The organism is Planktothrix tepida PCC 9214 (assembly GCF_900009145.1).
GTDB lineage: Bacteria > Cyanobacteriota > Cyanobacteriia > Cyanobacteriales > Microcoleaceae > Planktothrix > Planktothrix tepida.
This window is the reverse complement of the sequence record NZ_LN889802.1, coordinates 728,934-751,772: the sequence shown is the minus strand read 5'-3', so window position 1 is coordinate 751,772 and position 22,839 is coordinate 728,934. Positions and strand designations below refer to the sequence as shown.

Sequence of the window (22,839 nt, the reverse complement as noted above, 5' to 3'; positions counted from 1 at the left end):
CTAATTGAGAAATAGTTTACAGTGGATCAAGGTTTCCAGGGTTTAGTTGTGCAAGTTATTTATTTTTCATTCCTTATGTTAAAAATACTGAACTTTTACCCTATATTCGAGGAAAGGTTGATTTTCAATATCAATTTAAACATCCTGAGACAGTTAAACTGAATTGCGAATATAATCAGTATACAGCCGATATTGAAGACAATCAAATCTTGTTATGGACATTATATATTATCGGTCGCAGTGGGTTATGTTCAGAACAGCTATCAACAACCGTTAGAAAAGCCTATCATACCTTACAAGGTTTAGCGACTCAACGACCTTTTAAGGGGAATGATTGTATTAATAGATCTTATAATCGACTAAATCAAGATTATCAGATATTACATAGTTTATGTCGATTTTTTTTAGATCATTGTGGAGTAGCCCATCAAGTCGGAAATTATCAAATGTTTCCTTTTTTAGTTAGAACTGATATACTCTATGAACACTTTGTTTATGCTTGGTTAAAGTTCCATCTTCCTGCTGATTTTGAAATTAAAGCTCAAGAAATTGTTGATTTTTGTAAAATTATAGAGTCTAAGATTGATTTAGTGATTTATGATAAGAATACAAGAAAAGTTGGGTTTATTCTCGATACTAAATATAAAATTCCTGATTCCAAACCATCTAACTCAGACATTTATCAAGCGATCGCCTATGCAACTTTTAAAAACAGTCAAAATGCTATTTTAGTTTATCCAAAACCTTTAAATCAACCTTTAAATGGTCTATGTCCTAACAGTTCTATCCAGTTAAAAAGCCTCACCTTTTCTTTAGAAGATGATTTAGAACAGTCTGGTCAAAGGTTTCTCAGATCATTATTGAACCCTGAGTAGGGTCTGCTGAATAAGGAGAAAAAGCTGGGGAAAAAGGGAAGCCGAAAAAAAGTAACAGGACAAAATTATTTAGAAATTTTAGCAGACGGGGTGGAAACCCCGTTGGGTTATTTTTAGTTTTTTAACTGATTTCTAAAGTTTCTAACAGTATTAGCAATTTTTTGAATAGGAGTGATGCGGTCAAACCATTTAGGAGTAATATCGCTTGATGATCCTCTTTGTAATCCCATACTAGGAGTAACAACAATAGTGATTAAATCTGGGTTTTGTTTTCGGAAAGTTGAAAGAACTCCGTCTACATGCATAGGCCCGCCATCAGGATGTCCTGCGGGTCTTCTTTGTATTTCCTCAAAAAAATTCACTAATCGCTCTAAAATTTTGCCATTTACCCCATAAAAATGGGCCGTTTGTATGTCCTTTACCCAAGGTTTTAAACTAACCATCGGCTCGGTTTTAATATTCTTATCCTGGTCAAGAAAATGACCAAAATAAACTAACGCCCAATCTATTTGTTGTAGTTCCTCAAGTAGTCTAGCTTCGTTTTCCTCGAAGTATTTAGAGATAGCTAAGTCATCTTCCAAAATTAAAACCCGGTTACATTGGCGTTCCTTCGCTTGCTTCAAGATATGATAGTGACTTAAAAGACAGCCCCTGGCTCCGATGCTAGGAAAAGATTCTGCACTTTCTGGTTTGATAGCGGGAAAGATTTCAACTTTTTCGGATGTGAGGGGTATATTCATCTTAATCAATTCCCTCTTCATTTGCTCTAGTCTATCCTTTCTTTCCGGTAGGTTAATTACATAAACATGATCAAAAAAATCGATAAGTTGCATAGGTGTAATCCTGTTTTATATTTGATATGTATTTTAACTTCAATCAAAGCAATTACCATAATAAGTTTAGCAGCGATCGCCACTATTTCGTTGCGATTATCCCAAAACTATGCCCAGACAGGGATTCCGTGAGTTGACATGGAGTCGTTTTCGTTATTCCTCCCAAACTAATTGAGATTACACTACATCAAGAATTCTGGTAAGTGTGTGAGAATACTGCAATCTCACCTTTTCTTTAGAAAATGATTTAGAACAATCTGGTCAAAGGTTTCTAAAAGCATTATTGAACCCTGAGTAGCGTCTACTAAATACAGATAAAAAAAACGCTTAAAGTTTGCCAAAAGCACCCCAAATTAAACCCGAAATCATTCCCCAAATACTACCAATTCCAGCCGATACAATAATTGAACCTATTAATAGAGAAGTTGTACCTGTTGTTGAGGAAGTATCTAAAACATTAGCAAAAGTTGTTGCTCCCAAAACCCCTAATCCTGCGCCAGAAATTGCCCCTAAAAAATTCCCCCAAATTGCACCGATAAAAGCCCCCCTTCGTCCTGATAAATGCAGGGATAAGGGTAAACTAGGGGCACCTCCAATCATTCCAAATATCCCCCCAGCTAAAGTACCACCAATAGTTCCAACACCCGCCGCCACAATAGTAGTAGCAATTATTCTGAGGGTAATTTCCCAGGAAGATGATGTTGAATTAAGATTAGGTTGTATCGCTTCAAATTGCTGCCACCCAACAGCTAAAATTCCTAATCCCATTCCTCCTAATGTTCCTAAATATGACCCCCAAACTCCTCCAACAAAAGCACCTCGTCTTCCCCACAACCGCCCAATATTAGGGAGGGATAAAGGAGGTTTAAATAAATGCCAAATAGCACCCCAAACCATGCCCATTACAGCCCCCCACATTAAGGTTTTACCAATCAAGGGTTCCTGTTCCATAACACCAAAGATTAATCCAGCAATGACCGCCGCAATAAAAATCCCTGACCATCCCCCCAAAATTAATGCAACTCCTCGATTTATTCCTCCTGGGGGAGGCAAATACACACTAATAACTACCCCTAAAAAACTCCCCCACATTGCGCCTACGATTAAACCGCCTAAAATTCCTTGTTTCCCATCTACAAAAGCAAAAATTAGCGCAATAATTGCGGATAAAACTGAGGTTCCCCAGAGTCCCCCTAACACAATTCCTGCCAATAAACTTCCGAATAAATTTTGTAGGTGTAAATGAGGAATTTGGGACAAAACTAATGATTTTTTAGCCGTTGGTGAGGGAACACTAGAACGATTTATCGGTGAAAACAAAGGACGCTGAACTGGAGCGGGTTTAGTGTTTAAGACTCGTTTACGTTTGCGTTTGAGGGGTTGTAAATGTTGTTTTTGGGTAACGGCTTGACGGGAAGGAAAGGGATCTCGTCCTCCTAATTTTTCCGTGCGATCGCACCAAGGACAATCGTTTAAATGATTTCCATACCGATGTTCTAATTGTTGACTACAGGTAATTAAATTTGCTTCAGCTTCCTTTAATACCATTAACCAAGTTTTAGCATCGGGTCGAGCTTGGGGATTATTAAATCCGGCTTCAAAACATTGAATAAATAATTGTTGTAATTTTGGGTATAACAATTGAAATGGAGGCGCAAAAGGCATGGGTTCATAGGGAACCTGCCTTGTCCCATAGACAAAATGACCCGATCTCACCCTAGACTCAATGGCTGGAGGGTCACCACTTCCTTGATAAACCCCGGAAAACGGGTGTGTTCCTTCCATCAGGAGGAGAAAGATTAACACCGCCAGTCCAAACCGATCTTGTTCTGGAGTCCGGTTTAACTCCCGAAAGGCTTGACCTTGGAGTTCTGGAGGGGTAAATTCAGCTTTCCCGACGGGACAGCGATAAATCAACCCCGTATCGGGATCTCGAACTTGGAAGGAGTCAGTATCAACAAGGGTCACTAAAGCGGTATCACTCACTAAAATATTAGATTCGTTAACATCCCCAATCACATATCCACTACTATGTAAATCGGCAAAGGACGCAACTAAATTACGGGCGGTGCGATGGAGATATAAATAATTAAATAAAGGCTTTTGTTGGCGGCGACTTTTCGGGGTATAGAAAATATGAATCGGGGTGGCTTTACTGACACGCGGCATTAAATAACCCAGGATTTGTCGTTTATGATCAGTGGTATGCAGCAAGTCAATGGGCCATGCGATCGCCGTCATTCCAGGGGAAACCATCGCCGTTGCGGGGGGATAGTTATACATGACGGTGAGTTTATCAGCGTCTTCGTCGGTGGGTTTATGGTAGATTTTGGCAACTAAATTCGGATCTTCTAAAACCCTATAGATGCGTCCCTCCCCCCCACTCCCTAGAGGGGTGCGGGTATCAAGGGTAATGGTTTGTCCATTGAACTGGCGTTGCAGCCGCATAGCAAGTTAGGGGTTGAACCGTTGCACCTGTTGAATCGTACTTAAAGCATAGCGCGTTGAGGAACAGGGCAGATTAAAGCATTTGCACTCTTTCTCTGAGGGGTAGCCCTTGATTAAACCGTTAAAGAAGAGTTGGCCATCGGTATTTTGCAAAATAATGTAAACTAACAAATATTTCAGTTAAGGTAGTTTAATTAATCTTAACTTGCCTTTCAAGGTAGGTTGGTGACTCAAAACGGTATACCCCCTGAACAAGAAGGATTCAATTCCCTAAACTCAGGCTGATGTCAACCGCTTTCTTCCGATGAGTAAGGTTAAACGCTTTTCTCCTAGAATTTAAATCCAAATTTTGGGGAGAAAAAACAACTGCCTGATCGTCGGTAGAACTTAACCAGGGAAATAACTGTTGTCCGACATTAAGCTTCTATTGTCCTTAAGGCTTAATGAGTTCAGTGGTAAAAGCGACATCCCAGAATAAAAAAAATTATTGAATTCAGACTCGGAGACATAATGAGATCAATTGTTCGTTTGGGCGCGGTATTGGGAATTGTGGGCAGTACATTCTTGCTGAGTCCTGACCCGGCATTGCGTTGGTTTGCTTCTCTTCCCGTGGGAACTCAACCCGCTTATGCACTGCCTGAAAACCAAATTCTGGAGAAACTCCGCTCCATTCCGGTGTTTACCATTACCGATACACAGGGAGCTCCTTTAGTGGCTACTGTACCCCAAGCCGATAATAAAAAAGCGTCCGTTGCGGGTGTGTTTATTAGTCGCAATGATGCTGTTGCGTTTGTGGATAACTTAAAAACTCGTAATCCTCAGTTGGCTTCCACTGTCCAAGTCACAACGGTTTCCCTCGGTGAAGTTTATCGCATGAGTCAGCAAGCTCAGGGAAATCAAGACGACATTCAGTTTGCTTATGTCCCGGTTCAAAAACAGGTGGATTTAGCCAAGTCTGTTCTACAAGAAAATGGACAATCAGTTAACGAGTTTAACGGTGTTCCTTTGTTTATTGCTAAGGGGGGGCCAGATCAAGGCTACCTCACGATTCAAAATGGGAATGAACAGGTGATTCCAATCTTCTTTAATAAAGAGGATCTACAAAATATGTTGACTCAATTTAAAACGCAACAACCTGATTTAATCTCCAGTATTAAAATTGATGTGGTCAATTTAGAAGGGTTGTTAGATGCGTTAAAACGGGATAATGATCAATTTTTAAACCGAATTGTACTCATTCCGCCTCGTGAAACCTTAGAGTATTTGAAACAAAATCAACCCCAAAGTCAGCCCCGTCGTTAATTAACTTGATCATTAGGAACCGGGGATCATGGAGGAAACCATATCAGGGTGGCAACTGGGGCAATGGTTAGAGGACGCAAAGGCAGAATGTCTCGTCCTTGGAATTTCTGCTCATGAAGTTCATTGGTTTCTCCAAGAGTTAACGGGTTTGGATCGGTTGACTCTGCGTTTACAAACCTTCAAACAGCAACCCTCTGTTCCTCTCCAGGTTCCTTGGTCAGAATTGACTCAACTTTGGCAACGACGCCTCACCGAAAGCATCCCCGTTCAATATCTCGTGGGAGTCGCTCATTGGCGTCAGTTTACCTTAAAGGTGTCTCCTGCTGTTCTAATTCCCCGTCCTGAAACAGAGTTAATCATTGATTTAGCTCAATCTGCGGCTGAAAATCTGGATCAGGATGGGATTTGGGCGGATTTGGGAACGGGAAGCGGTGCGATCGCTTTGGGTTTAGCTGAGAGTTTCCCCCAAGCTGAAATTCATGCGGTGGATACCAGTTTAGAGGCTTTAGCGATCGCTCAATATAACGCTGAAACCACAGGGTTTGCTGACCGTATCCAATTCCATCACGGATCATGGTGGCAACCCCTAGAGTTTTTACAAGGACAACTGACGGGAATGGTCTCTAACCCCCCTTATATCCCCTCTAACCTCATTGCGACCCTACAACCGGAAGTTGCCCACCATGAACCCACCTTAGCCTTAGATGGCGGTGCTGATGGATTAGATTGTATTCGCGATTTAGTGGAAACAGCCCCCCGTTATTTGCGCTCAGGGGGCCTTTGGATTGTGGAAATGATGGCCGGACAAGGAGAAGCCGTTGCAGGACTCTTACAGGCCCAGGGAAGCTATTCTGGGATTAAAATTATTCCCGACTTGGCAGGATTCGACCGTTTTGTTATAGCTTATTTGAAATAATTGTCCTAAGCCTCATAACTGATAACTGATAACTGATAACTGATAACTGAATTTATGGTTCAAGTTTCTATTGATGCGTTAATTGATGTGGCGATTTCGGGTAATAGGGTGGTTAGTTTCCCGACAGATACTGTACCTGCTTTAGCGACACGTCCTGATCAAGCTGAGTTGATTTTTAAGACTAAAAAACGCAGTCAAGATAAACCGTTAATTTTAATGGGAGCTACACCGGAAGCATTATGGCCCTATGTGAAGGGAACAGTAGAAGAATTATTAATTTGGCAACAAATTGCTCAATACTATTGGCCTGGGGCGTTAACTTTAGTGTTACCTGCTTCTGAAAAAGTTTACCCAGCGATGAACCCTATCGATCCCTCTACGATTGGTATCCGGGTTCCCAATTGTGCGATCGCTCAACATATTTTATCCCGCACGGGCCCAATGGCAACCACCAGTGCCAATTTATCAGGACAACCCCCATTATTAACACTGGCAGAAATTAATACTCAATTTCCTGATGTTGTCACATTGTTTTCCTCAGAATTTGATACAACCCTCACCGCTTCCACTATCCCTTCAACAGTAGCGAAATGGCAAGGGAATAGTTGGAAAATCTTACGACAAGGAGCTATTAATTTATAGAGTAAAAATGGAGATTAAAAATCAATTTTTTGTTAAATTAAATGATCTGTTCCATAATAACTGATAACTGATAACTGATAACTGATAACTGACAACTGTTCCCTGTTCCCTATTCCCTGCTATATCATGATCCTGATATGGCTAACTTTATAGAGTGAGTGAGACTAGGCAGATGGGTTGGAGCGAATTTGTATATTTAGGGTTGGGGTTGGGGTTAGGGGTCGTCCTAGCTCGGCTATTGGGGGGGAAAGGGAAACAATCATCTGAGTCCCTCACCACCGATGACTCCGCCAAAACGAGCAATGATGAACAACAGGTGCAAGCCCTCTCTTATCAATTAAAACAAACTCAACTCGCTTATCAAATGGCGGCGGAGATGAGTTTATTTAAAGCGGGATTTTTGGCTCGGACATCCCATGAGTTGCGCTCGCCTCTCAATAGTATGATTGGCTCATTACAACTGATTTTAGGGGATCTGTGTGAAAGTCCAGAAGAGGAGCAAGAATTTATTCAACACGCTCATGCTTCTGCTTTGAAAATAGTGGCATTATTAGATCAAGTGATTTTTGTGGCTAAAACAGAATATGGCACAGAAACAATGGATATTCATGCGATTCAGTTAGCTAAAGTCCTGGATGAAGTGGAAGATTTAACCTGTATGCAGGCGGCAAATCGCAGTATTCGATTAAAAATCGAACCCCCGAATGAAGATATTTATGTTTTAGCCGATTTACCCCGACTGCGACAAGTTTTAGTAAGTTTAGTAGATACTGCCATTGCTCAAATGAGTGAGGGAAGTGTAAAGGTTTCTGTCCATCCGTCTCCAGAAACAGGATTTATTCATATTTGGGTTGAAGATCAACGTCCCATTAGTGCTTGGAGTGAGTCTTGGGATTTATTAAAATCAACATTAGAAAAGGATCAAACCCCTATCGATGAAATGACATTATCCCCAGGAATGCGGTTGTTAATGAATCAAACCTTATTAAGTTTAATGAATGGACGTTTAGAAGTTTTAGCAATTCCTTCAGAGGGAGAAGAGTCTAATTTTAATCGGACTCAATGTTCGATTCCTATGGTTAAATAAGTCAGTTACTCAAGTTTTCAATATTTACATAATTCCCTAAATATTCTTGATTTTTGTTGAAATCTTGTATATTATAGCATAGGGAACAGGGAACACTTCGACAGGTATTACAGTGAGCGTGTCGAACTGCTCAGTGCAAAGCAGGGAACAGGAAACAGAGAATAGGGAATAGAAAGAAATAGGTTTGAGCATTAGTGTTTGTTCTAAGTGCCAGACGTGACTGTTATAAATCCTTAAATTGTTATATTACAACCTCATAGCAATTCCTATTGTCAGCCCGAATTAGAGTCAGAAAACTTGGACAAAATTTAGGGGTTAAAATTATTGGAATGTTTATTGTTTTTAAGCATTCCCACTCTAGTTTTGCCTGATTTCCTCAAAAATTCAGTATTTTAACACAGAAATTATGATGCTCAAACCATTGTAAAACAACTTTATCCTAGAGATAAACCAATGGCACACAGAAACCATGATTTTGCGCTCAATTTTTATCAAACTCTGCAAGGGACTGAAGGAAACCTTTTCTTTTCTCCCTACAGCATTTGTACTGCATTTGCGATGACCTATGCGGGTGCGCGAGGACAGACAGAACAACAAATTGCTCAAGTCTTCGGCTTTTCTCAAGGAGAAGATTTTCATGCCGCATTTTCTGGCTTAGAAAGACCATTAAAGGCAGGACAACAAAGCAATGATGTTTTGTTCCTGAGTGCTAATTCTCTATTTCCCCAAATTAAATATCCTTTCCTAGAAAGCTTTTTAGCTTTATTAGAAAAATATTATCAAGTCAAAATTACCCCTGTTGATTATTATAATGATTTCCAGGCTGCACGAAACACAATTAATCAATGGGTTGCCGAACAAACTCAACATAAAATTAATGAATTAATTCCGCCAAATGCTCTAACTGAGCTAACACGATTGGTACTGGTTAATGCTGTTTATTTTAAAGGAAGTTGGGCGAATCCATTTGACAGAGATGGAACAGAAACCAAACCCTTTTGGCTAACATCAGACCGTGAGATTCCAGTTCCGATGATGAATATAACAGGACAATTCAACTATGCTCAAACTGAAGAAGTTCAGGTTCTTGAGTTACCTTACAGGGGTAATAATTTCTCAATGATGATTCTGTTACCTAGAGAAAGAAATGGATTGATGGAACTGGAAAAAAACTTGAGTCTTAACAATCTTTATCAGTGGATACAGCCAATGTATACACAACAGGTTGAAGTTTCTTTACCCCGCTTTGAGATAAATTTTAAATCAGAACTTAGTAACACCTTAGCTCAGATGGGGGTTACAGATGCGTTTGATGAGAATAAAGCTAATTTTTCGGGGATGGATGGTCGAGAACACTGGTTGTATATTAAAAATGTGTTTCATCAAGCTTGTATTGAGGTAAATGAAGAGGGGAGTGAAGCCACCGCAGCAACAGCAGTTCAGATAGAAGCCAGGTGTTTGCCTCCCTCGTTTAACGCTAATCATCCCTTTATTTTTTTAATCTCTGAAAACAACACTGGGAATATTGTGTTTTTGGGTCGATTGGTGAACCCAGAAATCTAGGGATTATTAAAGATGAGTTGCCTCTGGATATCAGAGAATGGGATTGTCCCAATCGGGTTGAGAAGTCACCAAGCCCATACTGTACTGCCAGGTCAGTGTGGTTAGTTCACACTTAATTGTGGTAAAGATCTAAAAATCGAGTACCATAATCCCAACTCCCAACCTGCTATTCGATGGGAATTCCCCAAAAATGCAGCAGGTTTGCGGTTTTCTGAAACTGTTAAAAAATGTAAAGTAATAGCAACCGTAGCGTCGATTAGTAACCCGTTTGTAGTAGAGCAGTAGAGACTCATGACGACCATTGCGATTGATCAAGTTAACAAAATTGTCTGGAACCACCACCAAGACCCCTTTGAAGTGCTAGGGGCTCACCAAATTGAACAAGATGGTAAAACGGTGTGGGCAGTCCGAGCTTATTTACCCAATGCAGAGGCGGCATGGGTTCTCTTGCCTGAACAACGACAGGAATACCCGATGGAGTCGGTACATAACCCCCATTTCTTTGAATGTGTCATTGATACTCCCGAACTCGCTAACTATCAACTGCGAATTAAAGAAGGTGAACATGAACGGGTCGCTTATGATCCTTATGCGTTTCGTTCTCCTCAATTTACCGACTTTGATATTCACCTGTTTACCGAAGGCAACCATCACCGCATTTATGAAAAATTAGGTGCTCATTTAATGAGCGTCAATAATGTATCGGGGGTTTATTTTGCGGTTTGGGCTCCCAATGCGCGCAACGTTTCCATTATTGGAGATTTTAACTATTGGGATGGACGCAAACACCAAATGCGGAAGTTAAGCAATGGGGTTTGGGAACTGTTTATCCCTGGGTTGGGAGTCGGAGAACACTACAAATATGAAATTAAAAACTGGGAAGGACACATCTATGAAAAAACCGATCCCTACGGGTTTTATCAAGAAGTACGTCCCAAAACCGCCTCAATTGTTGCTAATTTAGATAGTTACGAATGGCAGGATCAAGATTGGCTCGAACAACGACGCCACACCGATCCTTTAAAATCCCCGGTTTCTGTTTATGAATGTCATTTAGGGTCTTGGAACCGCGCGCCCTTCGATCAACCCCATGTCCTCCCTGATGGAACCGTTGAAGCGGCTGTACAAGCCACTGAGCTTGATCCAGGCGGTCGTTTTTTAACCTATCGGGAACTGGCGGAACAGTTAATTCCCTATGTTAAGGATTTAGGGTTTACCCATATTGAATTATTACCCATTGCCGAACATCCCTTTGATGGGTCTTGGGGATATCAAGTCACGGGATATTATGCCCCCACGTCTCGGTTTGGCAGTCCCGAAGATTTCATGTATTTTGTCGATCAATGCCATTTGAATGGTATTGGGGTAATTGTTGACTGGGTTCCGGGGCATTTCCCCAAAGACGGACATGGTTTACCCTTCTTTGACGGGACTCACCTTTATGAACACGCTGACCCCCGCAAAGGCGAACATAAGGAATGGGGAACTTTAGTCTTTAACTATGGTCGTAACGAAGTTCGGAATTTCCTGGTGGCTAACGCCCTATTTTGGTATGACAAATATCATATCGATGGAATTCGGGTAGATGCAGTCGCTTCCATGTTGTATCTGAACTATTTACGTCCCGATGGTCAATGGGTGGCGAACCAATATGGCGGTTGTGAACATATTGAAGCGGCGGACTTTTTGCGCCAAACCAACCATGTTTTATTTAGTTATTATCCAGGAACTTTATCCATTGCGGAAGAATCTACCTCATGGCCGATGGTGTCTTGGCCGACTTATGTAGGGGGGTTAGGGTTTAACTTGAAATGGAACATGGGATGGATGCACGATATGTTGGATTATTTCAGCATGGATCCTTGGTTCCGTCAGTTCCATCAAAATAACGTTACCTTTAGTATTTGGTATCACCACAGCGAAAACTTCATGTTGGCGTTATCCCATGATGAAGTGGTGCATTGTAAGAGCAATATTACTAACAAAATGCCGGGAGATGATTGGCAAAAATTTGCTAACGTCCGATGTTTGTTTACCTATATGTTTACTCACCCCGGTAAGAAAACTTTGTTCATGGGAATGGAGTTTGGTCAGCGTCAGGAGTGGAATGCTTGGGGAACCTTGGAATGGGAATTAATGCAATATCCAGCCCACCAAGGCATTAAACGGTTATTCCAAGCGTTGAATGAATTGTATCGCAGTGAACCTGCATTATATGAACAGGATTTTGCAGAAGCGGGGTTCCAATGGATTGATTGTACTGATAACCGTCATAGCGTAGTGTCGTTTATTCGTCGGGCAAAAGATCCTGAAGAATTTGTCGTTGTGGTCTGTAATTTTACCCCTCAACCCCATAGTCATTATCGCATTGGTGTGCCTGAACCTGGATTTTATACCGAATTATTTAATAGTGATTCGGGTGAATTTGGTGGCAGTAATATGGGGAATTTAGGTGGAAAATGGACTGATGAATGGTGGTTCCATAATTATTCCCATTCGTTGGATTTATGTTTACCTCCTTTAGGGGTTCTGGTTCTCAAATTAGACCGCCCGAAAACAGAAGCTGCACTACAAGCTGATGCGGTAGAAGTAGAATCCATAGAAGCCTAGGGTATTCTATTAACGTCGCTGTACAGAAAACAGCGATCGCTATTGTTAAAAAAATGGCGATCGCTGTTCATCAATAGTAACGAAATTAAGATATTATAAGGGGTAACTCAAATAACAATAAACTTGCTTTTGTTTGGGCAAAATGCTAAAAATTGAGGAATCAAAATCATGTTTTATTGGTTAAGTACATCGCTACGATGCTGAGGATCACTGGCTACTGACATTACTTCAGCAATCAACTCTTCCGCAATTTCAAAATCCTGAAGTGTTAGCTCTAAATTTTCAGCAATGGCATCAAAATGTTCGCCTTTTAAACCTTGCTCTTCTACCAAATGTTTGTGCGCTTCACGCATTGCCCGTCCATCATACTGAGGTGTTCCCCCAAAGGCATAAGTTAAAAATGCTCGTTGATGGCTTTTTTGTTTGACCATATCCATGCCATTAAAGAAGTGCTTGATCCGATTATCCTGCAACACACGATCATAAAAATTATCAACAGCCAGTTTAACAGTTTCAGCACCACCAAGCTTTTCATATAAAGTTGACATAGCTTGTTTGTCCTCAAATTTTGACATACTTATCTTAACTTAAATTTCATATTAAATCAAGACTTCGGACAGTTTTTAAACAACTCAAGTATTGATGGTATTATTAAATCGAAAAAATACCCCTAAAAAATAATCAGGAACGAATCATGCGAGAAGCCAGAAATGTTTTAGGTGGCGAATTAGAATTGTGTTGCTCTGATCCGATAACCGGATTTTATCGGGATGGGTTTTGTTATACTGGAGGACAAGATTTCGGCGTTCATGTGATTTGTGCCCAAGTTACCGCAGAGTTTCTGGAATTTACCAAAGCCCAAGGAAACGACCTCAGTACCCCAGTTCCCGCCTTTGGCTTTCCAGGGTTGAAACCCGGTGATCGTTGGTGTTTGTGTGCCTCTCGTTGGCAAGAAGCGATGGATGCAGGTGTTGCACCTCCTGTTGTGTTAGAAGCCACTCACGCGAGAGCCTTAGAAGTCGTTTCTCTCAAGGAGTTAAAACAATATGCCGTTCAGGGTTAACTGAAAACGATATAGTAAGAAATTGAAATTCTTAACTGTTTTTGAGATCCTATGTTCACCGTAGACATTATTGTTAAATACACAGCCATCCCGTTGTCCATTCAAAAAAAATCTGCCGAAGATGCAGAAGCCGTTTACAGTCACATTTTAGAGGTCTTACGGGGAGGAACGCCTCAAATCTTAGAATTTACCTGTGATAAGATGACCGAGAAAAAACTAGCAATTCTCAGCAGTGAAATTTCTGCGGTGCAAATTTCGGACAAATTGGGGGGAAATGCCGCCGGAAGAACGCCTGGGTTTGTTGGTTTAACCGCAGAGTAAAGGAAATCACAACAAGCATGGAATCTTCCAGTCCAGCGATACGGGTACAAGACCTATGCTTTAGTTGGCCAAGCGGGGCACAGGTGTTAAAATCCTGTTCCCTAGATGTCCCCCCAGGAGAATTTTGGATGCTTTTGGGGACAAATGGAAGCGGAAAGTCAACCTTATTACGATTATTAGCCGGATTATTAAAGTCTCAGTCGGGGGAAATTCAAACCCAAGGACGGGTGGGGTTTGTGTTTCAAAATCCTGATCATCAGTTAGTGATGCCAACGGTGGGGGCGGATGTTGCCTTTGGATTAGTTGAGGATCAATTACCTTGGATAGAAGTGAAACAACGGGTAGAAGATGCTTTAGCTGCGGTTAAATTATTAGAGTTACAACGTCGCCCCATTTATGCCTTAAGTGGAGGACAAAAACAACGCATTGCGATCGCAGGTGCATTAGCGAGACATTGTGAAGTTTTACTCTTAGATGAACCCACGGCTTTACTAGATCCTGATAGTCAAAATGATTTAGTGATTGAAGTTCAACGGTTAGTCAAAACCAGAGGAATAACAGCATTATGGGTCACTCATCGTTTAGAGGAATTAAATTATAGTGATGGCGCGTTTCTATTAGAAAATGGTGAAGTGGTTGGTCAAGGTGATCCAGAACCCTTAAAACAGCGATTAACTCAACAACAAAAATAAATCAAGTTTAATATAGCAAGTCTAAATGAATTGTATATTCATAATGATCAAGATTATTAACCTTTTTTTCATCAACCACCGGAACGATTATCTGCTATTATCTTGTTGATTTGAGGCTTGCACTTGAATTCAGGATTAAAATACACTCGCTATAGCATATTAACTATTCAATTCTTCTCCATTTTGTTAATCTTAACGACCCATATCAGGGAATTTTGAACTATGACAAGCCCTACTGTAGGTAGAGACACCGATCAATCTCAATCTCCTTCATCCTGGCCAGAGGTTTCATCCAAGCCTGTACCCTTTTGGGTTCGGCGTTGGGGGGCGTTTGTGGCGGAGGTTTCCTTAGTTGCGGTCAGTGGGTTAATTCCCTTTACCCTGGGCGTTGTCTCCAACCGCAGTGATCAACCCGTCCCTCTGAATCCCGTTGTGCGGGTGACATCCCAAACCGTTGCGGCGACTTTAGGAATTCCAGTCCGTGATCGCAGTCCCAAAGTAGCCCCCTTAACGAATCTATTGTGGTCGGGTGCATTACTTTTACCCCTGGTTGTGGGAGGGTGGCAACTTTATCTATTAGCCAAACGGGGTCAAACCTTACCTAAATTGTGGTTTGGGGTACAAGTGATTAATCCGAATGGTTTTCCCCCAGGATGGGGACGGGCACTCCGTCGAGAATTAATCGGACGTTGGGGAATTCCATTCGCCATTGCTTATGGTCTTTGGCAAGTCACGGGGGCCTATCCCAATTTATTAATTTTAGGGGCTTTATCCGGTGCCACTTTATTAGGAGATGCGTTGATCGCGAAACGATTTCAAGGTCGGACTGGACATGATTTATTAGCAGGAACTTCCGTACAAGAAGCCCCCCCTATTTTAGTGTTTAATCCCTTTACTAATTATGATTGGATCGCAGAAGATGATGCGGTTCATGCCATTGTTCTTAACCCAGAGACCCCAAAATCGGAGTTTAATTTATGGGCGTGGATGCGTCAACATCCAGGATTAACCTTAATTATTGTCAGTAGTGCCAGTATGGCAGCCGTCTTAGGAACCTTTGTCGGGACTCAAATTTATATTCAAAATCAAGCCAATCGTCGAGAATTTCAACAACAGGATAACGAAGTTTTTCTGGCTTTAGTCAGTAAATTATCCCCCAATGCCTCCACGAATGTAGACCAAAAACGAGGAGCAATTTTAGCGTTAGGTGCGATTAAAGATCCCCGTGCAATTCCCTTATTAGTGGATTTATTAGCTCAGGAACAAAACCCCGTCTTAATTGATGTTATCCAACAAGCATTAGTTAGTACCGGCCCAGAAGCCTTACCGGATTTAAGAAAATTAAATCAAGCTCTGAAAAATGATTTAGATTCGATGCAATTTGGAGCAGAAAATCAAGAAAAACTTTTAACGGGACAGCGACAACAAGCCACCCAACGAGCAATCAGTAAAATTCTGAAAGTTTATGGTGGTTTTGTTTATAATGTTGATTTAAGTCGGATTGATTTAGGACAAAATACAACCCCACCCGTTCAATTTACTTTGGTTTTAGAACAAACCGATTTATCGGGAATTAACTTTAAAAATACTAGCCTGACGAAAGCCAGCTTGAAAAATAGTCGATTTGCAAGTGCGGGTGAAGATGGACGGTTGGGAACCTTTGATGATTGGATTTCAGATTTAAGTGGGGCTGATTTAACGGAAGCTGATTTAACAGGGGCGTTCTTAAGTAATACTCTGTTAAAATACAGTAACTTTTTAAAATCGAATCTTAATAAAGCTAATTTATCGGAAGCTGATTTAACGGGAGCTAATTTCAGCAGTGCTAAATTATTAGGATCAAATTTCCAACAAGCGAATTTGACGGATGCCAAATTTACAGGTGCGGAATTATCCAGTGCTAATTTCTCGAATGGAAATTTAAAGTTAGCTCGTTTCAGTGAAGCCAAAGCCCCTGGTGCAAATTTTCAATCGGGAAATTTAAAACAAGCTAACTTTAAAAATGCTGACCTATCGGCGGTTAATTTTACGGGAGCAAATTTGCAAGAAGCCGACTTGACATCCGCTCAACTCACGGGTTCTAACTTCAAAAATGCCCGCTTGCAAGATGCTAATCTAAAAAATACTAATTTAAGCTTAGTTAATTTTCAAGGAGCCAAATTAGACGGAACCAATTTTAAAGGCGCAATCTTTGTTTCTCCTCAACAAAATAAATCCGATCAATTTATTTCTAAACCTGACGAAACTGCTCAATCAAACCGTCTCAAAAATGTAGATTTTAGCAACGCAATTAATTTGGATGAGACCCAAATTAAATACATTTGCGCTCAAGGCGGCATTCACCCCGACTGTCCACCGCCAGAAGGGAAGAAATAGGGAAGCAGGGGACGCAAGGGAGAAGGAGGGGAAGAATACAGTTAAGCGTTAACAGTCAACGGTCAATCCCCTTCAGTGGTAAGCTAAGGATTGGCCTAAAAACTTTTTTAAACTTTTAGTAACGTTAAAATGACCGAACCGACCCAAATTCCCTATCTGTTGCGTGCTGCTCGTGGTGAAAAACTGGATCGTCCCCCCGTGTGGATGATGCGACAGGCGGGTCGCTATATGAAAGCATATCGTGATCTACGGGAAAAATACCCTTCCTTCCGGGAACGCTCTGAAAAAACAGATATCGCCGTTGAAATTTCCCTGCAACCCTTCCGCGCCTTTCAACCGGATGGCGTGATTTTGTTTTCTGATATTTTAACGCCTCTACCTGGAATTGGCATTAATTTCGATATTATCGAAAGCAAAGGGCCTATTATTGATCCGCCCATTCGCAGTTTAGAACAAGTTGAAAAACTGCATCCTATTGAACCGGAAGAAAGCTTACCTTTTATTCGGGAAATTCTGCAAACGTTACGGCGGGAAGTGGGAAATCAAGCTGCTGTTTTAGGGTTTGTAGGTGCGCCTTGGACGTTAGCGGCTTATGCTATTGAAGGTAAAAGTTCTAAAGATTATGCTGTAATTAAAAAAATGGCATTTTCTGAACCTGCAATTTTGCATAAATTCTTAGAAAAAGTTGCAGATGCGATCGCTGTTTATGTGCGTTATCAAATTGATTCTGGCGCGCAAGTGATTCAAATGTTTGATTCTTGGGCGGGTCAATTAAGCCCCCAAGATTATGAAGTTTTTGCCCTTCCTTATCAAAAACGAGTAGTTGATCAAGTCAAACAAACTCATCCTGATACGCCTTTAATTCTTTATATTAGTGGGAGTTCGGGATTATTAGAACGAATTGCTAAAACCGGGTTTGATTTTGTCAGCGTTGACTGGATGGTTGATATGGCGGATGCACGTCAACGTTTGGGTCAAAATATTGGGGTTCAAGGAAATCTTGATCCTTGTATTTTATTCGGCTCAAAAGACATGATTCGTGATCGCATTTTAGATACTATTAAAAAAGCGGGAAATCGAGGTCATATCCTCAATTTAGGGCATGGTGTACTTCAAAATACCCCCGAAGAAAACGTTGCTTATTTCTTTGAAACAGCAAAACAAGCGGATCAATTATTAAGCGTTCACGCCTAAATTTGTTGTTTTTTTCCGCGTATCAAGGGCGGGAAAACCCCGCCCCTACCCGTAAAAAAAAGGACAAACTAAGGGAAAAGAATCGTTGATTACTGAAATCATCACTACGTTTTATGAAAAAACGAATTTTTATTACAGGTGCGAGTGGTTGTATTGGTCATTATATTGTAGAGAAATTAATTCAAAATACCGAACATGAATTATTTTTATTAGTTAGAAATCCTGATAAATTAGGTTTTAATTATAAGTATCGTCCCGATATTCATATTCTTCAAGGTAATTTAAGAGACATCAATCAATTTAAAGATTTATTATCTACTATTAATATAGCGATTTTAATTGCTACAGCTTGGGGGGGATATCAAGAGGTTTTAGAGATTAATGTTAAAGCTAATTTAGAATTAGTAAAATTATTAAATCCTAAAATTTGTGAACAAATATTATATTTTTCAACGGCTAGTATTTTAGATCAAAATAATAATTTATTACCCGAAGCAGGCGAAATTGGCACGGATTATATTAGAACTAAATATGAATGTTTACAGGAATTACTCAAAATAACGCCTCAGATTCCTCCGTTAAGGGTATTATTTCCGACTTTAGTATTAGGAGGAGAGGATAATAAACCCTATTCCCATTTATCAGGAGGTATTTCTGATGTGGTTAAATGGATTAATTTAATTCGATGGTTTCAAGCCGATGCGAGTTTTCATTTTATTCATGCTGCTGATATTGCAACAGTGGTATATTATTTAGTGAATCATCCTCCTATTTCCCAGGAAACAGAACAATTTGTTTTAGGAAATCCAGAAATAACCTTAAATCAAGCTGTAGAAACCGCTTGTCAATATTATCAGAAACCCATTTATTTCCGCTTGAATTTATCACCGAGATTAGCAAACTTTTTTATCTGGCTATTTAAAATACAAATGGCAGACTGGGATAGATTTTGCCTCGATTATCGCCATTTTACCTATCAAAATCCTGTTCATCCTGCGGTGTATGATTTACCCGGCTATTGTGCAACCTTTACGGATGTTTTAAAATTAAGTCAAATTAAAAATTAGGTGGGTTCGGATGGACTATTCGTGCAAAAATCAATGAAAAAATCGGATATAATTTTATAAAAAGGAGATTTAACAATGTTAGCTAGTAAACTCGAAACATTACTTAATCCTGAAGAAAATTTACAAGGTTCCGAGGTTCGTTACATCACAGATAAGGTGACTTGGCAATATTATGAAAGGTTATTAACTCAATTACAAGATAGTTTGGAGTTTCGCTTGACCTATTTAGATGGAATTTTAGAAGTTATGTCACCCAGTCGCAATCATGAAAGTATTAAAACCCGAATTGGGGATTTATTACTCATTTATTTTTTAGAAACAAATACCGAATATTATCCCACAGGTTCCATGACCTTGCGGAACCCAGAACAAAGAGGTGGAACTGAACCGGATGAAAGTTATTGTATTGGAAGCAATAAAGAAATTCCTGATTTAGCGATAGAAGTTATCATTACCAGTGGTGGAATTAATCGCTTAGAAGTTTATCAAAGATTGGGAGTCCGTGAAGTGTGGTTTTGGCAAAATAATCAGTTTCAAGTTTATCATTTTCGGTCTGAAACTATAGAACAATTTCAGCAAACATCAGGCTATGAATTAATCAAAAATAGTGAACTGCTTCCCTCTCTCAATTTAACCGTATTAGCGGAATTTGTACAACATCCTAATCCTTTAATTGCAGCAAAATCATTCCGTCAAACCTTAAATGAGTAAAGACGCGCCATGGCACGTCTCTACGGGGGGAAAAAGATGAATTTACTGCTGACTCAATTCAAATTTTAATAACGTTTTACCGTGAATCACGGCGGCAATGGTAACAATGTCGTCTTGGATTTGATAAATGATTCGGTAGGTGTAAGCAAATTGTTCACGGATGGTTTCGTCGCCAAATTCTTGAACAATAATTCCCGCTTCAGGAGATAATCTCAAGTTCCGTGTAACTTCAATGATTCTTTGGACAACCGCCGCCGCATAAGAAATTGAATCTCGTGCAATGTAAGCAGCAATTGCATCAATATCATCAATGGCTTGAGGCGACCAAACTACTTGATAACCCATTTACTTAATAAACCTTCTGCTTCCTCTTGTATGAGATTCCTGGTCGTTTCGTGAATCGTAAGCCCATGACGGACTTTTTCGATTACATAAAGATGGTATTGCACATCTTCCAGAGAACAATCATCCGGTAGGTTCTTCAACAAAGATTCTACTTCCTTTTTGGTTGTACTCATAATCTTTTTGGGTTTTTTTTATAGTTATTATAGTTTTCAATAACTGAAGCACCCGAAATAAGCGGTTAACCCCGACTTCATCAAGGGATGAGGGGGCTACAATAAAACATAAATTATATTTCCTGATGGGAATTGTCCCCAGAAGGTCGAATGCTTCAGTCATGATTTCAAATCCAGCGTATAGTCATGCCAGACCGATAATATCAGATTTCTAGGTCTGGTTCTCGCTCTGCATCTTGATCAGATTCAGAAATTGCTGTAATTAGAAATAGCCTGTTGCATCCGTGTCATCACATCTTCAACAGGAATAGCGCCTAATTCTCCATTAGCACGAGTTCTAATATTCAAGCAATTGGACTCAACTTCCTTAGCCCCGACAACGGCCATGACCGGAATTTTATCCTTCTCAGCATTGCGAATTAATTTCCCTAAGCGTTCATTACTGGCATCCGCTTCGGCACGAACGCCAACAGACCGTAATTTCAGGGCAATTTCTTGGGCAAAGGGTAAGAAATCTTGACTGACGGGTAAGAGCCGGAACTGGACTGGGGCTAACCATAACGGGAAATCCCCGGCATATTCCTCTATTAATATTCCCACTAATCGTTCCAGAGAGCCAAAGGGCGCACGGTGTATCATCACCGGACGTTGACGACTGCCATCTTCGGCTACATATTCTAAGTCAAAACGTTCGGGTAAATTGTAGTCCACCTGAACTGTTCCCAACTGCCATTCCCGGTCTAAGGCATCTTGGAAAATAAAGTCTAATTTGGGGCCATAAAATGCAGCTTCTCCAATTCCCTCAAAATAGTTCATTCCCAAGGTTTCCACCGCCCGACGAATGGCTGATTCGGATTTATCCCAAACCTCATCCGACCCGATATATTTGTCAGAATTCGGGTCACGGAAACTTAATCTCGCTTTAAAGTTCTTGAGTTGTAGACTTCTAAATACAGAGAGAATCAAATCCACAACTTTGATAAATTCATCTTCCAACTGTTCAGGAGTGACGAATAAATGGGAGTCATCGACGGTAAACCCTCGAACACGAGTTAACCCCCCTAATTCTCCTGATTGTTCATAACGATAGACTGTCCCAAACTCCGCTAACCGCATGGGAAGTTCTCGATAGGAACGTAATTCACTCTTATAGATTTGGATATGAAAAGGACAGTTCATCGGTTTAAGGACAAACCCTTGTTCCTTTTCCTCCGCTTCGCTGTCCTCAGCCATCATCGGAAACATATCTTCTTTATACTTCTGCCAATGTCCCGATGTTTTAAATAAATCGACTCGACCAATATGGGGAGTCGTGACACCCAAATAACCCCGCTTGATTTGTTCTTGTTTGAGGAAATCCTCTAAGGTACTACGTAATAAAGTTCCTTTCGGTGTCCATAAGGGTAATCCTGGCCCGACTAAATCAGAAAAAATAAATAATCCTAACTCTTTTCCTAAGCGGCGATGGTCACGTCGGAGGGCTTCTTCCTTCCGGCGTTTATATTCCGCTAATTGTTCGGGAGTTTCCCACGCTGTCCCATAAATCCGTTGCAGTTGAGCTTTGGTTTCATCTCCTCGCCAATAAGCCCCGGCTACACTTTCAAGTTCAATGGCATTATGGTCAATCTCAGAGGTATTTTCAACGTGGGGCCCTGCACACAAATCCCACCATTGATCTCCTAAATGATATAAGGTAATGGGTTCCTGTAAGCCTTCGAGGATTTCCAGTTTATAAGGTTCTCCAAGTTTCTGAATTCGTGCTTGGGCGTCTTCCCGACTGACTTCTTCTCGAATTACCGGAAGTTTACGCTTGATAATCTTAACCATTTCTTTGTGAATGGCTTTCAAATCCTTCTCAGTAAAGGGTTCAGGACTATCAAAGTCATAATAAAACCCATTTTCAATCCAAGGGCCAATGGTAACTTGTGCCTTGGGAAACAGTTTTTGTACTGCCATTGCCATAACGTGGGAAGCAGTATGGCGAATCCGCTTTAAGGCTTCAGATTCACTGGTTTTTGGCAAATGGACTTTTTTCTCTAATGGCTCTTGAGAACCATCGGACTCTGCTATAGACATCGATTAAGATTACAACTCTACAATAAAAGTTTCTTGATTCAATTGTACAGAAGATAGGAGTTGTTGACGGTTGACGGTTGACCGATGACTGAAATTGAACAGGCAAGATGCCTGTTCCACATAACTCCTAAAACTTTCGTTAAGAAAAATATTAAGAATTGTAAAGAGTGTTAATATTGTTTTAAGTCAAGTCTTCATCAAACAATCCATGATCAGTCCCAACTTGCCCGAAGAATCAGACCTCCTCAAAGCGATATTAGAACCGTTGCTGGAGGATTTGGAATACTGGTTTCAACGGTCACAGCATCTTTTAGAAACTGAAGAGATGTCCTTTTTAACTCCGTCACAACAGTCTGACCTCCTGTACCGGGTTACAGAAGTGCAACGAGAGGTGAGAGTTGCTAAAACGTTGTTTCAGGCAACGGGGGGACAAGTTGGAATTGAAATGGCAGTATTAATACCTTGGCATCAACTTTTAACAGAATGTTGGCAAGTTGCCACGCGATTTCGCATCGAACAGGCTAACCCAGCTAAAAATTAAGTTT

At 40.6% G+C, this 22,839-nt stretch carries 21 protein-coding genes; 15 read left to right on the top strand and 6 right to left on the bottom strand.

The features are described from left to right. Positions 1-11: 11 nt before the first annotated feature. Complete coding sequence (locus PL9214_RS17710; protein WP_083580062.1) at positions 12-875, top strand: McrC family protein; 864 nt, start codon at positions 12-14, stop codon at positions 873-875. 113 nt (positions 876-988) lie between these two features. Here the strand turns inward: PL9214_RS17710 and PL9214_RS17705 are convergent, their stop codons facing one another. Both PL9214_RS17705 and PL9214_RS17700 read right to left on the bottom strand, forming a co-directional pair. Then, positions 989-1,708, bottom strand: coding sequence for a glycosyltransferase family 25 protein (locus PL9214_RS17705; RefSeq protein ID WP_072720046.1), 720 nt, complete (start codon positions 1,706-1,708; stop codon positions 989-991). 327 nt (positions 1,709-2,035) lie between these two features. Beyond that, positions 2,036-4,156, bottom strand: coding sequence for a DNA-binding protein (locus PL9214_RS17700; protein WP_072720045.1), 2,121 nt, complete (start codon positions 4,154-4,156; stop codon positions 2,036-2,038). Positions 4,157-4,666: 510 nt separating this feature from the next. On the opposite strand from PL9214_RS17700, the gene PL9214_RS17695 reads away from it, so the two are divergent. The 6 genes from PL9214_RS17695 to glgB all read left to right on the top strand — a co-directional run bounded on the left by PL9214_RS17695 (position 4,667) and on the right by glgB (position 12,276). Beyond that, the gene (locus PL9214_RS17695; RefSeq protein ID WP_072720044.1) at positions 4,667-5,458 is read left to right on the top strand and encodes a Tic22 family protein; all 792 of its coding nucleotides are present in this window, start codon (positions 4,667-4,669) and stop codon (positions 5,456-5,458) included. A gap of 28 nt (positions 5,459-5,486) precedes the next feature. Next, positions 5,487-6,374 carry a peptide chain release factor N(5)-glutamine methyltransferase gene (gene prmC, locus PL9214_RS17690; RefSeq protein WP_072720043.1) on the top strand — a complete coding sequence of 296 codons (888 nt, stop codon included), beginning with the start codon at positions 5,487-5,489 and terminating at the stop codon, positions 6,372-6,374. Positions 6,375-6,428: 54 nt separating this feature from the next. Beyond that, a complete protein-coding gene (locus PL9214_RS17685) occupies positions 6,429-7,016 on the top strand; it encodes an L-threonylcarbamoyladenylate synthase (protein WP_072720042.1) in 588 nt (195 codons plus the stop codon). A gap of 172 nt (positions 7,017-7,188) precedes the next feature. Then, on the top strand, positions 7,189-8,103 hold the full coding sequence (locus PL9214_RS17680; RefSeq protein WP_072720041.1) for a sensor histidine kinase: 915 nt from the start codon (positions 7,189-7,191) through the stop codon (positions 8,101-8,103). A 453-nt stretch (positions 8,104-8,556) separates the two neighbouring features. Continuing rightward, complete coding sequence (locus tag PL9214_RS17675) at positions 8,557-9,666, top strand: serpin family protein (protein ID WP_083580061.1); 1,110 nt, start codon at positions 8,557-8,559, stop codon at positions 9,664-9,666. 291 nt (positions 9,667-9,957) lie between these two features. Further along, positions 9,958-12,276, top strand: coding sequence for a 1,4-alpha-glucan branching enzyme (gene glgB, locus PL9214_RS17670; protein ID WP_072720040.1), 2,319 nt, complete (start codon positions 9,958-9,960; stop codon positions 12,274-12,276). Between the two features lie 173 nt (positions 12,277-12,449). Here the strand turns inward: glgB and PL9214_RS17665 are convergent, their stop codons facing one another. Further along, positions 12,450-12,824: a group I truncated hemoglobin gene (locus PL9214_RS17665; RefSeq protein ID WP_072720039.1), complete on the bottom strand. Its 375-nt coding sequence runs from the start codon at positions 12,822-12,824 to the stop codon at positions 12,450-12,452. Between the two features lie 146 nt (positions 12,825-12,970). Between PL9214_RS17665 and PL9214_RS17660 the strand changes: the two genes are divergently transcribed. The 7 genes from PL9214_RS17660 (at position 12,971) to PL9214_RS17630 (ending at position 19,700) form a co-directional block, all read left to right on the top strand. Then, positions 12,971-13,339: a DUF2237 family protein gene (locus tag PL9214_RS17660; protein WP_072720038.1), complete on the top strand. Its 369-nt coding sequence runs from the start codon at positions 12,971-12,973 to the stop codon at positions 13,337-13,339. Between the two features lie 51 nt (positions 13,340-13,390). After that, positions 13,391-13,660: a UPF0367 protein family gene (locus PL9214_RS17655; RefSeq protein ID WP_072720037.1), complete on the top strand. Its 270-nt coding sequence runs from the start codon at positions 13,391-13,393 to the stop codon at positions 13,658-13,660. 17 nt (positions 13,661-13,677) lie between these two features. Continuing rightward, on the top strand, positions 13,678-14,352 hold the full coding sequence (locus PL9214_RS17650; protein ID WP_072720036.1) for an energy-coupling factor ABC transporter ATP-binding protein: 675 nt from the start codon (positions 13,678-13,680) through the stop codon (positions 14,350-14,352). Positions 14,353-14,574: 222 nt separating this feature from the next. Continuing rightward, positions 14,575-16,728, top strand: a complete 2,154-nt coding sequence (locus tag PL9214_RS17645; RefSeq protein WP_072720035.1) for a pentapeptide repeat-containing protein — start codon at positions 14,575-14,577, stop codon at positions 16,726-16,728. 129 nt (positions 16,729-16,857) lie between these two features. After that, the gene (hemE, locus tag PL9214_RS17640; RefSeq protein WP_072720034.1) at positions 16,858-17,922 is read left to right on the top strand and encodes a uroporphyrinogen decarboxylase; all 1,065 of its coding nucleotides are present in this window, start codon (positions 16,858-16,860) and stop codon (positions 17,920-17,922) included. 113 nt (positions 17,923-18,035) lie between these two features. Further along, on the top strand, positions 18,036-18,989 hold the full coding sequence (locus PL9214_RS17635; protein WP_072720033.1) for an NAD-dependent epimerase/dehydratase family protein: 954 nt from the start codon (positions 18,036-18,038) through the stop codon (positions 18,987-18,989). Between the two features lie 75 nt (positions 18,990-19,064). Continuing rightward, complete coding sequence (locus tag PL9214_RS17630) at positions 19,065-19,700, top strand: Uma2 family endonuclease (RefSeq protein ID WP_072720032.1); 636 nt, start codon at positions 19,065-19,067, stop codon at positions 19,698-19,700. Positions 19,701-19,742: 42 nt separating this feature from the next. On the opposite strand, the gene PL9214_RS17625 is transcribed toward PL9214_RS17630, so the two are convergent. From PL9214_RS17625 to thrS, 3 genes are all read right to left on the bottom strand, one after another. Continuing rightward, positions 19,743-20,045 carry a type II toxin-antitoxin system RelE/ParE family toxin gene (locus PL9214_RS17625; RefSeq protein ID WP_072720031.1) on the bottom strand — a complete coding sequence of 101 codons (303 nt, stop codon included), beginning with the start codon at positions 20,043-20,045 and terminating at the stop codon, positions 19,743-19,745. Between the two features lie 120 nt (positions 20,046-20,165). Further along, a complete protein-coding gene (locus PL9214_RS31360) occupies positions 20,166-20,381 on the bottom strand; it encodes a hypothetical protein (RefSeq protein ID WP_186440385.1) in 216 nt (71 codons plus the stop codon). An 83-nt stretch (positions 20,382-20,464) separates the two neighbouring features. Beyond that, positions 20,465-22,294, bottom strand: a complete 1,830-nt coding sequence (gene thrS / locus PL9214_RS17615; RefSeq protein ID WP_072720029.1) for a threonine--tRNA ligase — start codon at positions 22,292-22,294, stop codon at positions 20,465-20,467. Between the two features lie 208 nt (positions 22,295-22,502). Between thrS and PL9214_RS17610 the strand changes: the two genes are divergently transcribed. Continuing rightward, positions 22,503-22,835: a DUF2605 domain-containing protein gene (locus PL9214_RS17610; protein WP_072720028.1), complete on the top strand. Its 333-nt coding sequence runs from the start codon at positions 22,503-22,505 to the stop codon at positions 22,833-22,835. Positions 22,836-22,839 lie beyond the last annotated feature (4 nt).